The 13211-nt window shown below is 36.6% G+C and carries 10 protein-coding genes; 6 read left to right on the top strand and 4 right to left on the bottom strand.

The annotated features are described in order from the left end of the window. The first annotated feature begins 202 nt into the window (after positions 1 to 202). The 5 genes from CA2015_RS04020 to CA2015_RS04000 all read left to right on the top strand — a co-directional run bounded on the left by CA2015_RS04020 (position 203) and on the right by CA2015_RS04000 (position 5946). Positions 203 to 1312 carry a ThiF family adenylyltransferase gene (locus tag CA2015_RS04020; protein WP_048640735.1) on the top strand — a complete coding sequence of 370 codons (1110 nt, stop codon included), beginning with the start codon at positions 203 to 205 and terminating at the stop codon, positions 1310 to 1312. Next, positions 1302 to 2012, top strand: coding sequence for a hypothetical protein (locus CA2015_RS04015; RefSeq protein ID WP_048640734.1), 711 nt, complete (start codon positions 1302 to 1304; stop codon positions 2010 to 2012). The genes CA2015_RS04020 and CA2015_RS04015 overlap by 11 nt, the downstream gene beginning before the upstream one ends. Then, complete coding sequence (locus CA2015_RS04010) at positions 1999 to 4140, top strand: 7TM diverse intracellular signaling domain-containing protein (RefSeq protein ID WP_048640733.1); 2142 nt, start codon at positions 1999 to 2001, stop codon at positions 4138 to 4140. Before CA2015_RS04015 ends, CA2015_RS04010 begins: the two co-directional genes overlap by 14 nt. Further along, positions 4137 to 5225 carry a hybrid sensor histidine kinase/response regulator gene (locus CA2015_RS04005; RefSeq protein ID WP_048640732.1) on the top strand — a complete coding sequence of 363 codons (1089 nt, stop codon included), beginning with the start codon at positions 4137 to 4139 and terminating at the stop codon, positions 5223 to 5225. The genes CA2015_RS04010 and CA2015_RS04005 overlap by 4 nt, the downstream gene beginning before the upstream one ends. A gap of 181 nt (positions 5226 to 5406) precedes the next feature. Continuing rightward, positions 5407 to 5946, top strand: coding sequence for an inorganic diphosphatase (locus tag CA2015_RS04000; protein WP_048640731.1), 540 nt, complete (start codon positions 5407 to 5409; stop codon positions 5944 to 5946). A 57-nt stretch (positions 5947 to 6003) separates the two neighbouring features. Here the strand turns inward: CA2015_RS04000 and CA2015_RS03995 are convergent, their stop codons facing one another. The 3 genes from CA2015_RS03995 to sppA all read right to left on the bottom strand — a co-directional run bounded on the left by CA2015_RS03995 (position 6004) and on the right by sppA (position 11424). Beyond that, a complete protein-coding gene (locus CA2015_RS03995; RefSeq protein WP_048640730.1) occupies positions 6004 to 8631 on the bottom strand; it encodes a valine--tRNA ligase in 2628 nt (875 codons plus the stop codon). 123 nt (positions 8632 to 8754) lie between these two features. Beyond that, a complete protein-coding gene (locus CA2015_RS03990) occupies positions 8755 to 9651 on the bottom strand; it encodes an endonuclease/exonuclease/phosphatase family protein (protein WP_053086643.1) in 897 nt (298 codons plus the stop codon). A gap of 12 nt (positions 9652 to 9663) precedes the next feature. Next, the gene (sppA, locus tag CA2015_RS03985; protein WP_048640729.1) at positions 9664 to 11424 is read right to left on the bottom strand and encodes a signal peptide peptidase SppA; all 1761 of its coding nucleotides are present in this window, start codon (positions 11422 to 11424) and stop codon (positions 9664 to 9666) included. 78 nt (positions 11425 to 11502) lie between these two features. On the opposite strand from sppA, the gene folK reads away from it, so the two are divergent. Then, positions 11503 to 11991, top strand: a complete 489-nt coding sequence (gene folK / locus CA2015_RS03980; RefSeq protein ID WP_048640728.1) for a 2-amino-4-hydroxy-6-hydroxymethyldihydropteridine diphosphokinase — start codon at positions 11503 to 11505, stop codon at positions 11989 to 11991. Positions 11992 to 12134: 143 nt separating this feature from the next. Here the strand turns inward: folK and fabD are convergent, their stop codons facing one another. Further along, complete coding sequence (gene fabD / locus CA2015_RS03975) at positions 12135 to 13013, bottom strand: ACP S-malonyltransferase (protein ID WP_048640727.1); 879 nt, start codon at positions 13011 to 13013, stop codon at positions 12135 to 12137. Between the last annotated feature and the right edge of the window lie 198 nt (positions 13014 to 13211).

Genomic DNA, 13211 nt, shown 5'->3' with positions numbered 1-13211 from the left:
TTTTAAGCAAAAAATCGCTCTTTTTCAAATATAATTCACTAGTTTAAACTTAATAAATTTTTATTCAAAAGTTTATTCTATAAATTAATGAATTAACACTTGAAATGCAAAAATTGTTAAATTAATTCTTCTCACTTGATTGTTTGTAACAACAAAAATATAACTTTACTTACATAATCACCTTTTTTAGTTATTAATATTTATGGAAAACTCAATTAAGAATAATGAGTTTAGTCAGGCTTATAGGCCTGTTTTGTTCTTTCCCAAAAATGACAAGGACAGAAATGACCTCAAAAAGCTTAAAGAAACTGGTAAGGTAATGTTTTTCGACACTTTTGATTTGCAACTTACCGAGCTTATTAAATCTCAAAACCCTAAGAGAAAATTATCTCATGAAGAGACCGTAGAGAAAAAAATAGAATTCTATTCCAATTCGGATGTGCCAGAATCTGAAAATGGTGTGTGGGTTTATTATCCATGGAGAAATACTGTAGTTCGAATTTTGGAGAAAAAGGATTTTGTAAGTTTACGAACACTGCGGAATAGATACAAAATTACCGATGAAGAACAAGAAATGCTTCAGAATAAAATCATCGGTATTATAGGTTTGTCAGTTGGTCAAAGTGTTGCTTTAAGTCTGGCGATGGAAAGATGTTTTGGAGAACTCAGAATTGCAGATTTTGACACCTTGGACTTGACTAACATGAACCGAATAAGAACTGGTATTTACAATATTGGTTTGAAGAAGTCATGGATTGTTGCAAGAGAAATTGCTGAAATAGACCCTTATTTGAAAGTTACCTTATATAATGAGGGGATTATTGAGGATAATATCAATGATTTTTTTAACTTAAACGGAAAAATGGATTTGCTCATTGAAGAATGTGATAGTTTACCAATTAAGCTATTGAGTAGAATCAAAGCAAAGGCACTTAAAATACCTGTAATGATGGATACAAGTGATCGTGGAATGATCGATATTGAAAGGTTTGATTTGGAGCCTGAAAGATCAATTTTCCATGGACTATTGAGTGAGTTTGGTCCCGAAGAGGAACTGATGACTAAAATTCAGAGCAGTGCCAAAGAGATAATGATGTCATTGTTGCAATTTGACAGCCTTTCTCCAAGAGTAAAATTTAGTTTTTCAGAGCTGGGAAAGACCATTACTTCATGGCCTCAGCTCGCATCCTCTGTATTTTTGGGTGGGGCAGCTTGTTGTCACTATGCAAGGCTGTTGCTCTTGAATCAAAAGGTTGATTCAGGAAGGTTTTATGTTGATTTGGACAAGATAATCAATTTTAATGAAAGTTAGAGTTAGGATAGTCAGGGCAATTGATGATGTCGATGCTACCGAAAAATACATTTTTGGGCACCATAAGGTTCTGGAATCTTATGGAATTACCAAGGTTACATCTGCCGATAGATCATGGGCTTTAAATCCCCATGTGTATTTAATTCTTTTTGAGTCAATGGATGATCAAAGGATATTAGGTGGAGGTAGAATTCAACTTAGAACAAGCAATTTCCCCTTGCCTTTTGAATTGGCAATCAAGGAAATTGACCCTAAAATTGAAACGTATCTAGAAGAATTTGACGACTTGGAAGTAGCCGAATATTGTGGCTTGTGGAATAGTCGGGAAGTGGCCGGGTATGGCATAGGGAGTATTTATTTGGTTAGGGTTGGAATAGCTATTCTTCCCCAGTTAAATTTGAAGAAACTTTTTGGCTTGAGTTCACCAGTTACATTGAGTATTTCCAAAAGTGTAGGTTATGAAGTTATATCTGTATTGGGGGATAAGGGTTCATTTTATTATCCTAAAGAAGGGTTGATAGCTACAGCTTTAGAGATTAATGATATAGAAGAGTTGTCAAAAGCACAGGAAGCTGAAAGAAACTATATTTTTGAGTTAAGGAATAAAATTAATTTTAATACTGTAGAAAGTGGACCAAAAGGGAAAATGGAATTACAGTTTGAACTTCAAATCCCAAAGCCCGAAAATGAAAAACAATAAGTCTTATTTTAAATATGCCGCTTTAACTATTATTTTATTTATGGTTGTCATTTTGCCAATCATTTATTTTTTAGGAATGTTAAGGCAGTCGGATGATTTGAGGTTTAATAATTTCACTTATTTCCTGGGGGACAATGATTCAATTGAAGATACTCTTTTACCAGATGATTTCAGTTCAACGGCTATAGGCGGGATGGATCTCGGCGTTATTGATAAAGATTTATTTGTGAAGATTGATCTCAAAGATTTTAGTGATTTAAAAAAGGACAGTGTTTATGTATTAGAAATCAGTAACCCCTCATTTAGAGTGGTAGAATTGTTTAGGTTTGATACCCAGGGCAAACTTGTTTCCCAAGAAATGGCTGGAATAGTGGAAGGTAATCAAACCTTAATAAATCCTAACCCGTATTTTAATATTGATCTCGGTAGTGACCTGAGTTCTTCATTGGTTTTAAGGGTAGAATCTAAGGTTCCCTTAAAATTTGAGGCATTTCTTTATCCATACTCCTCGTTTTTTCAAAATTACAGTTTACGTTTGATAATCGTAAGTGCCTACTTTGGAATAATGGTTGCGCTTTTTTTATATAATCTCATATTGTACTTTTCAGTAAAGGACAGGGTTTATTTATTCTATTGTTTTTATATTTTATTTATCGCTCTGGCTCAGCTATCTATATCAGGGCATTCATTCTTTTTGCTCCAGGAAAATGTCTTCCTCTACGAGATAAGTATAATAGGTTTTACCGCACTGTCGAGTATTTTCGTAATCCCTTTTATCCAGCTTTTTCTAAAGACAGATGTTTATGTTCCTAAATATGAAAAATACCTTTTCCTTATTCCCCTGTCCTATGTGATTACTTTGGTGCTTAGGCTGATGGGTATGATAGAGATTAGCTATTCCATGATGGATTTAAATGGGCTAATTCTTTCTATTTGCTTTTTCACCATAGGGATAATTGCTGCTAAGAGAGGTTTCAGATCTGCGTATTTCTTTTTGTTGGCGTGGAGCTTTTTATTGATAGGACTTGTTGTGTATATACTTCATAATCTTATGATTATTAATTTGGGGTCCTATGCCAATGCTCCACTGCTTGCTGGAACAGCAATTGAAGCTCTTTTGCTTTCCTTTGCACTGGCCGATAAGATTAATATTCTTAAAAAAGAAAAGGAAGTAGAGCAGATGGATAAGCTGGAAGCTGTTAAAGAAAATGAAAGATTAATTAAGGAGCAAAACGTGTATTTGGAGGAAATGGTTAAATCCAGAACTGAAGAATTGGAACTGACCTTGAAAAATCTTCAAAATACACAAACACAATTAGTTAACCAGGAAAAAATGGCCTCTTTGGGTCAGTTGACTGCTGGAATTGCTCATGAGATCAATAATCCCATTAATTTTGTAAGCTCAAATATTTCTCCACTAAAACGGGATTTAAAAGACATATTAGAGCTGATGGACGTTTACCGGGAGAAGGGTAAAATGGAGTTTACGGAAGAAACTAAAGAGGAGATTGAAGAAATGGAGGAGGATATTGAGTTTGAATACGTTTTAGAGGAAGTGGAACAATTGCTTAATGGGATGGAAGACGGAGCAAGGCGGACAGTTGAAATAGTTCGTGGTCTTAAATTGTTCTCAAGAGTGGATGAACAAGACGTAAAAGAAGTGGATTTACGTGAGGGGCTGGATAGTACATTAATCTTGCTTAATAGTACTATTAATGGGAGAATTAAACTGAATAAAAATTATGAGGAGGTTCCAATGGTGGAATGCCTTGCAGGAAAGATTAATCAAGTTTTTATGAATATAATAAGTAATGCCATTCATGCATTACTTGATCATCCAATTGAAGATCGGGAACCTGAACTAACAATTAATACTTTTTTGAAGGATGGTATGGTCATGATTCAAATTAAAGACAATGGAATTGGGATGCCTGATCATGTGAAGGAAAAGATTTTTGATCCATTTTTCACAACCAAAGCAGTTGGTAAAGGAACTGGTTTAGGGCTTTCTATAGTGTACACCATTATCATTGAAAACCATAAGGGTACTTTAAAGGTGGATTCTGAAGAGAATGTGGGGACAGTTTTTCAAATTGGATTACCAATTAATCAAAAGAATAGGACATGACGAAGAGGATCGATGTGTTGTACATTGATGATGAGGATAATAATCTGAATTCTTTCAAGGCAGCATTGAGGAAAGAGTTTAAAGTTAAAACAGCAATTGATGCTGAAGATGGATTGATTCTTGCAAGAAACAATGAATTTCAGGTAGTCATTGCTGATCAAAGAATGCCTGGCATGACAGGTGTGGAATTTTTTGAAAAACTTGTTGAAATTAACCCTGATCCGATTCGAATTCTTTTAACCGGTTATTCTGATATTTCAAGTGTTATTGATGCAATCAATAGGGGAGAAGTATATCGATTTATTGACAAACCATGGAATTTAGAGCAGATTAAAAATGCTATACTAAACGCTGCGGAGATCTATTATGCTAGAAAAGAGCTGAAAGAAAAAAACAACAGACTACAAAAGCTGCATTCGGAAATGAATCAGTTTGTTTACAGTTTGTCTCATGAATTACGTGGTCCTTTGATGAGTATTTCTGGAATATCCAAATTAGCTAAAATGGAGGTGACAGATCCTGGGATGATGGAATATTTTGACATGATAGATTCAGCCACTTTAAAACTGGATGATTTTATCTACAAAATGCTGGATTTTTATAGATCTACCAAGATTGAAAATAAAGTAGTAGCCATTAATTTTCAAGAAATTCTCAATCAATTACTTGATGAATACCGCTTGAAATGGGACCTTGATGAAATAAAAATTTCTTTAACCATAACGCAAGAAGATGTGTTTCATTCTGATGAATCTAAGATCAGAGTGATTTTAAATAATTTGTTTAGCAATGCGTTTAAGTTTCAGAAGGATGATTCTGGAAAATGGATTAAAATAAATATTGAAGTTAATTCTGCAGGTGCCATGATAGAGGTCTCTGATAACGGTATAGGGATAGAAGAGAGGCATAAAGAAGATGTTTTCAATTTGTTTCACCGAGCTACTCAAAGGAATGTAGGTTCTGGATTGGGCCTGTATATGGTGAAAGAATCAATAGAACAGCTCAACGGAAATGTGATTCTTAATTCAGAACCTGGAGTTGGTACCAAAGTTCACGTACATCTACCTGATTTGTTGGAACTTTGAGTATGAAAATCCTTTTTAGTAGGGGGATTATTAAGTATTAAAAATACTAACGTTCCCAATTATCTATTGTATGGTATGTAGGAATATACTTAAATCCTATTAATATTCTCCAAAATTCTTTGTTGAGATATAAAATGGAGGTAATTTGCAACATTAATTTTATTAATAAAAAAGTTTTTTTATGATTAATCCTTGGCATGATGTGAGTATAGGCCCAGACTCACCCGATTACGTAACAGGAGTAATAGAAATTCCCAAAGGAAGTAAAGGTAAGTATGAACTTGATAAAAAATCAGGTATGCTGCTTTTGGATCGCGTACTGTTTTCTGCAGTGCATTACCCTGCCAATTACGGCTTTATTCCCCAGACATTTTGTGATGATCATGATCCTCTAGATATATTGATTATATCCCAAATAGATATACCTTCAATGACCTTAGTTAAAGCGAAAGTTATTGGAGTTATGCGAATGATTGATGGAGGGGAAGCAGATGATAAGATTATAGCTGTAGCAGCTGATGATCAATCCGTGAATTATTATGAAGACATTTCCGAGTTACCTCCTCACCTTATGAAGGAAACACATCGCTTTTTTGAGGATTATAAAAAACTTGAAAACAAAGAAGTGAAAGTGGAAGATTTTCTTGGTAAAGAAGATGCGAAACGAATTATTAATGAGGCGATTGAACTCTACGATAAAACCTTTAGAACAGTAAAATAAAGGAATTAAGCCCGGATTGTAGTATAGTATAACTATTCTATAATCCGGGCTTAATTTTTAACCTAGTTTTTTAATATTGTCTTCCAAAGCTTTGACTTTGGACATTGCATCCTCCATTTTTTTCTTCTCTCTGGATACTACTGCTTCTGGTGCAGAGTTTACAAACTTCTCATTTTCCAGTTTTTTGGACACTGCCTTTAAAAATCCTAAGGTATAATCCAATTCCTTTTGAAGGTTTTCTCTTTCTTGTTCAAGGTCAATCTTCTCATTCAAAGGAATGAAAAACTCATCCGATTTTACAACGAAACTAACTGCATTTTCTACATTGTCACCAAAACTAATGCTGTTAATGTTCGCAAGTTTTGATATAATAGCTTCGTATTTGGTGTACAAAACTTGATCTTTAGTATGAATTGTAAGTTCAAAAGCCTCCTTAGGAGAAATACCTTTTGATGCCCTTACATTTCTTATCTGTGATACTATTTCAAAGATTTTTGAAGCCTCATCAATGGTTTTTGTGTCAAAAGAACCAGATTGTGGCCAATCCGTTAACATTATTGCTTCGCCATCCTTCCTCTTAGCTAATTGTTGCCAGAGTTCCTCGGTAATAAAAGGCATAAATGGATGTAAAACCTTCATCAGGTTTTCAAATAGGACAATTGTTTTTTCTTTTGTCTCCCTGTCAATGGGGGCTTGGTATTCAGGTTTAACCATTTCCAGGTACCAAGAACAGAAGTCATCCCATATCAATTTGTATACCGCCATCAATGCGTCTGAAATCCGGAACTTATCGAAATGGTCAGAGATCTCTGCTAAGGATTGGTTGAATCGATTTTCAAACCAATCTATCGCTGTCAAGTTGGTTCTTTCCGCAACTTCGGTTACTTCCCATCCATCAATTAACCTATAGGCGTTCCAAATTTTGTTGGAAAAGTTTCGTCCTTGCTCTACTAACTTTTCGTCATAAGGAAGATCATTACCGGCAGGACTACTGAATAGCATGCCTGTTCTAACTCCATCCGCACCATATTTCTCGATCAAAGCCAGAGGGTCTGGAGAATTCCCGAGTGATTTGGACATTTTTCTTCCCAATTTATCCCTAACAATCCCTGTCAGGTATACATTTTGAAACGGTTTCTCTCCAGTGTATTCATAGCCTGCAATAATCATTCTGGCCACCCAGAAAAACAATATCTCTGGAGCTGTTACCAAATCATTGGTAGGGTAGTAATAGGCAAGATCTTCATTTTTGTTACCTGTCTTTAAGAAATCAGGATCAAAAACTGAGATGGGCCATAACCAAGAAGAGAACCAAGTATCCAAAACATCCTCATCTTGCCTTAGGTCTTCCGCAGTGAAGTTTCCCTCATGGTTTTGATTGGCTAAGCTTATCGCTTCCTCAATTGTAGCGGCAACTACATACTCTCCATTTGGAAGATAAAAAGCAGGTATACGATGCCCCCACCAAAGCTGTCGTGAAATGCACCAATCTCGCACATTTTCCATCCAGCTTTTATACATATTTTTAAATTTTGGCGGAAAAAGCTTAACACTATCATCCATAACTGCTTTTAAAGCAGGTTGAGTGATTTCTTCCATGGCCATAAACCATTGCATGGACAATTTAGGCTCAATTACTGCATCAGTCCGTTCTGAGTGCCCTACATTGGAAGTATAGGCCTCTTCTTTTTCTAATAATGAGACCTCTTTTAGTAATTTTACAATCTTTTTTCTTGCAACAAATCGGTCTTCACCTACCAATAGCTGTGCTTTTTCATTTAAGGTACCATCATCGCTTAGAATGTCAATGACTTCTAAATTATGCCTGATGCCAATTTCATAATCATTTATATCATGAGCAGGGGTGATTTTCAAACAACCAGTACCGAATTCCATGTCTACATAGTCGTCTTCTATGATAGGGATGGCTTTATTGATCAAAGGAATGATTGCCTTTTTTCCTTTCAGATGAGTAAAACGAGGATCTTCAGGATGAATACATATGGCCACATCAGCCATAATGGTTTCCGGCCTGGTGGTGGCGATGGTTAGGTATTCGTCTTCACCTTCAATTTTATATTTGATATAATAGAGCTTTGAAGCAATTTCCTTGAAAAGGACTTCATCGTCAGATAATGCAGTGCGACCTTTTGGATCCCAGTTTACCATCCTGATTCCTCTGTAAATTTTACCTTTTTTGTGAAGGTCAACAAATACATTGATCACCGCGTCACTAAGGTCCTTATCCATTGTGAAGCGAGTCCTTTCCCAGTCACAAGATGCACCAAGTTTTTTTAGTTGTTCAAGGATTATTCCCCCATATTTTTCTTTCCATTCCCAGGCATGGGTCAGAAAGGTTTCTCTATTTAGGGATTTTTTTTCTATTCCTTGTTCCTTCAACATCGCCACGACCTTTGCTTCAGTCGCAATGGATGCATGATCAGTACCAGGTACCCAGCAAGCATTCTTCCCCTCCATTCTAGCCTTACGGATTAGAATGTCTTGAATGGTATTGTTGAGCATATGTCCCATATGGAGCACTCCTGTCACGTTAGGAGGGGGGATCACTATGGAGTAAGGTTCTTTATTAGGGTCTGGTTCGGAATGAAACATTCCATGATCCATCCAATATTGATACCATTTTGATTCAATGTTCGAGGGTGTATATTTGCTAGGTAGTGCCATTATCTATTCAATTTGAGGTGCAAAAATAATACAATTATACTTTTTGGCGCACCTTTAAGAAAAGGATTGCCAAAAGATATGTTTTTTTGCAAGAGGAGAGTTAAGGAATTAATGGAAGTTCGTTTATTTATTTAGCTGAACTTTTACCATTACAGGGAAATGATCTGAAGGGTATTTTTTTCCGTAATTGTCTGAAAGAGTGCCGTGATGAAGTGTTTTCACTTTGTCGTTGACAAAAATATAGTCAATTCTTTTTTCCGGAAGGATGTCCCATTTAAACCCTGTGAAAGTGCCCAATGGGCCATATGAAGGAAGTTTGGATTCTTTTTTGCTGTCTTTCATTAGGTCTCCCTTTGTTATTTCATGGTAAGCAGGATTGTCGTCTTCTATATTAAAATCTCCAGTAAGAATACACGGAAGATTTTGCTTATTAATCGATTTGATTTTTTGGATTACCAACTTGCTGCTTTCCTCTCTAGCTTTTTGACCTCTATGATCATAATGAACATTAAAAACATAAAATTCCTGCCCTTCTTGGGTTTTGAATTTACCCCAAGAGCAAATTCTGTTTAATGAAGCATCCCAACCTTTTGAAGGTTTCTCAGGGGTGGGAGATAACCAAAAGCTATTTTGCTCCAGTAGTGTGAATTTTTTAGGGTTGTAAAAAACTGCGCTAAACTCTCCTTCCTTTTCGCCAGTATTCCTTCCCACACCAATATAAGGGAAGTCTAAACCCTCCTTGATCATTTCAAGTTGGTTGAATAGTCCTTCTTGAGTTCCTATGATATCCATTTCATGAAAACGGATAAGATTAATTAAATGTGGTGCTCGATCTTCCCACAAATTACCCTCATCACTTGAATTGGCATAACGGATATTATATGTAGCAATTTTATAGGTCTCCTGGGCCATTATTGCTGGGGCCTGAAAAAGGGTAAACATTAAGAGAATTACCTGGAGTTTTAAGCCTGAAAGTTTGAAATTAGACACTTTAAATTCTGAAAAGTTAAAATTATTCATTGTTACAGTTAATTATTTTATCTCTGATTGAAAAGGTAATAGAACCATTCTTCCTTCTAATTTTTCGAGTTTTTCAATGGTTTTAAAAATCTCGTAAGAATAGCCCATTTTGATACGTTGATAAGTGCTTTGTACATCACTACTCATATCCTCCATTAACTGTTCTAAAATGCTCTTTTGCTTTGGGTAAACCACTAATCTGTAATCTTCCTCAATTCCGGCTTTTTTAGCAGCAATTTCTATGGCATCGTCAAAATCTCCAAGCACGTCTACCAAGCCATTTTCTTTGGCTTTTTTGCCGGACCAAACTCTACCTCCTGCGATGGCTAAAACTTGCTCCCTGCTCATGTTTCTGCCTTCAGAAACCCTGCTTATAAAAGTATCATAACCTTCTTCAACCTTTTTTTGCATAATGGCTTTTTCTGCTTCGGGAATGGATTTGGTAGGATCGAGCAAGTTTGAATAGGTGCCTGTTTTGACCTCATCCGTAGTGATGCCTAGTTTGTTGTTTAATAATCCTTTGGCATTGAACCATAGTCCGAAAATACCTATAGATCCAGTAATGGTATTGGGATAGGCCACTATGGTGTCCGCTGGGGCGGCGATGTAATACCCTCCTGATGCAGCATAGTTGGACATGGATGCGATCAAAGGTTTTGCTTTTTGGGCTTCCGAAAGTTCCCTCCAGATTACCTCAGAAGCGACAACAGATCCACCTGGAGAATTGATCCTTATTACGATGGCTTTAACGTCCTTGTTTTTTCTTGCTTTCCTGATTTCTTTTAAAAAGCGTTCAGAGCTAATTTGATCCAAGGCTTCGCCACTTACTATTTCCCCATCTGCAATTATCAGAGCAATGGTGTTTGGAGAGAGCCTGTTTTTTGACGTGGCAGATTGATTGATTCCATTAATTCCTATACTATTGATTTCGTCTTCATCTTCTTCAAGTCCCAGTTTTTCCTTTAGGCGTGCCTTTACCTGATCATCGTACCAAAGTCCATCAATCAGGTCTAAATCCATGGCGTCTTGAGGCTTTCTTACCAACATGCTGTCATTTATCTGTCCAACCTCTTCAATTCCCAGACCTCGGCTATTGGCAACTTGCTCAATCATAACCGTATTCATGTCATTTAAATAGGTCATGGTTTGCAGGCGGTTTTCTTCACTCATTTTGTCTAAAATGAAGGGCTCAATGGCACTTTTAAATTCACCTACCCTAAAAATTACTGGTTCGATCTCCAACTTTTCAAACAGCCCCTTAAAAAATATGGGCGCACTGGAAAATCCGTTAAATTCAATGTCCCCTATTGGGTTGAGGTAAATTTCATCTGCTACAGAACTAAGAAAATATCCCGGCTCTGAATAGTATTCTGAATAAGAAATAATAAATTTTCCGCTTTCCTTAAATTCACTTAGGGCATTTCTGATTTCCAAGATATGGGCTTGTCCAGCAGTAAGCATTCCGCTTTCAAGATAAATACCCTTAATGTCATCGTTTTCTTCAGCCGTTCGGATGGCTTTTATTATTTGATTAAGCCCTACAGTGGTGGTCTTCCCCAGGTAAGGTAGTGGTGGTAAGCCAATATCATCGTCAGGGGCGCTTTCTACAATGGGTATACCGTTAAGTTTTATATGTAAAACTGAATTTTCCTCAATTGTCGCTTGGTCACCACTTGAACTTATTGCTATTATCCCAGCTAATATAAAAAAACCAGCTACCCAGAAAATTAGCAATCCAACAATGACAGCCAATACATTGCTCAAAAATTTCATATCTTTATCCTCTTTTTATAATGTTCAAAATTAACTTATTTTTCACAAAACTGTTGATTTTGATTTAATTAATTCTTTATGCACCAGGTGGTATTGAGCTTAGGCGGAAATATGGGAGATAGGCTTTCTTTGTTAAATAATGCAAGGGAACTACTTACCCGACAGATGAAATTGGAAAGAGCGTCAACAATATATCAAACAGCAGCTTGGGGAGGGAATTCGCAAGGAGCGTATCTCAATCAGGTACTTGTTTTGAATACGGCTTTGGGGGCTGAAGATTGCCTAAATTATATTCAACAAATAGAAAATCAATTGGGTAGACAACGGATTATGAAGTGGGGAGACAGAACCATGGATATAGATATTCTATATTTTGATGATGAAATAATTAATACCGAAAGATTGAAAGTGCCTCACCCTTATTTGATAGATAGAAACTTCGTATTGGTGCCTTTGGCTGAAGTTTTGCCTGACTTTGTACATCCACAGATGGGAAAGTCATCCATGGTTTTGATGGAGGAATGTGAGGATAGCTTGAAGGTCAAACAATGGACTGATTTGGATTAAGAGCCAACATTGTTCTTGGTGTCGACTACCAAAAATATGACTCGTTTTTGGGTTAACAAAAAAAGGAGCATAGTCTAAACTATACTCCTTTCTGTACTTTTTGATTTCTTTACGTAACAGTAGGGCCATTACATATTTTAATTTTAATCGAGCGATTTGGTCTCAGCTTCTTTATTGATCTTTTTCACTAAACCTTGCAATACTTTTCCTGGGCCACACTCTATAAATAAAGTCGATCCATCCTTGATCATGTTTTGTACAGATTGTGTCCATTTTACAGGAGCTGTAAGCTGTTCAATTAGATTTTCCTTGATCGCATTGACCTCACTAACGGCAGTAGTGCTTACATTTTGATATACAGGACAAATTGGATCAGAAAAGGTGGTGGAATTGATTGCCGCTTCTAGTTTAAGTTTGGCAGGTTCCATCAATGGAGAGTGGAAGGCGCCACCTACAGGCAATGGCAAGGCACGCTTGGCACCGGCTTCTTTTAGTTTTTCGCAGGCGATCTGAATGCCCTCTAAGCTACCGGAGATAACCAACTGTCCAGGACAGTTGTAATTGGCAGGTACTACTACATGACCTTCTATGGAAGCGCAAATTTCTTCCACTTTCTCATCGGCTAGTCCAAGGATTGCTGCCATTGTAGATGGGTTGATTTCACAAGCCTCCTGCATGGCCAAAGCTCTTTGGTGAACCAGTTTTAAAGCATCTTCGAATTTCAGTGCTTTGTTGGCTACTAAGGCGGAAAACTCTCCTAAAGAATGTCCCGCTACCATGTCAGGATGAAAATCAGGTGCCGTTAAGGCGGCTATAGCAGAATGAAGGAAAACGGCTGGTTGGGTTACATTTGTTTGCTTTAACGCTTCTGGGGTACCATCAAACATGATGTCTGTAATACGGAAACCAAGAATTTCATTGGCCTGATCAAATAGCTTTTTGGCTTCTGAACTGCTCTCATAAAGTGACTTTCCCATACCTGGGAATTGGGCTCCTTGGCCCGGAAACATATAGGCTACCATTTTAATTGCTTCAAGTTTTAAATAAAGCCTCAAAGATAAGCAAAAAAATGAGTAGGCTCAATTATTTGTATAGTGGCCTTTTAACCCGGATTATGTAATAGAATGTCTATTGCATATTTCGGGTTTAAGAAAACAGGTTGGGATTTAATTCAAAGAAAAGAAAATTCTTGGGTGGGAATTAAAGACCATTGAATAAAG

This window comes from Cyclobacterium amurskyense (genome assembly GCF_001050135.1).
In the GTDB taxonomy this organism is placed as follows: Bacteria; Bacteroidota; Bacteroidia; order Cytophagales; family Cyclobacteriaceae; genus Cyclobacterium; species Cyclobacterium amurskyense.
The sequence above is the reverse complement of the archived record's forward strand: the minus strand, read 5'-3'. Positions and strand labels throughout refer to the sequence as shown.

Excerpts from the sequence above, each read along its gene's own strand:
- CA2015_RS04020 (WP_048640735.1), top strand. The coding sequence starts at position 203 with ATGGAAAACTCAATTAAGAATAATGAGTTTAGTCAGGCTTATAGGCCT.
- CA2015_RS04015 (WP_048640734.1), top strand. The coding sequence starts at position 1,302 with ATGAAAGTTAGAGTTAGGATAGTCAGGGCAATTGATGATGTCGATGCT.
- CA2015_RS04010 (WP_048640733.1), top strand. The coding sequence starts at position 1,999 with ATGAAAAACAATAAGTCTTATTTTAAATATGCCGCTTTAACTATTATT.
- CA2015_RS04005 (WP_048640732.1), top strand. The coding sequence starts at position 4,137 with ATGACGAAGAGGATCGATGTGTTGTACATTGATGATGAGGATAATAAT.
- CA2015_RS04000 (WP_048640731.1), top strand. The coding sequence starts at position 5,407 with ATGATTAATCCTTGGCATGATGTGAGTATAGGCCCAGACTCACCCGAT.
- CA2015_RS03995 (WP_048640730.1), bottom strand. The coding sequence starts at position 8,631 with ATGGCACTACCTAGCAAATATACACCCTCGAACATTGAATCAAAATGG.
- CA2015_RS03990 (WP_053086643.1), bottom strand. The coding sequence starts at position 9,651 with ATGAATAATTTTAACTTTTCAGAATTTAAAGTGTCTAATTTCAAACTT.
- sppA (WP_048640729.1), bottom strand. The coding sequence starts at position 11,424 with ATGAAATTTTTGAGCAATGTATTGGCTGTCATTGTTGGATTGCTAATT.
- folK (WP_048640728.1), top strand. The coding sequence starts at position 11,503 with ATGCACCAGGTGGTATTGAGCTTAGGCGGAAATATGGGAGATAGGCTT.
- fabD (WP_048640727.1), bottom strand. The coding sequence starts at position 13,013 with ATGGTAGCCTATATGTTTCCGGGCCAAGGAGCCCAATTCCCAGGTATG.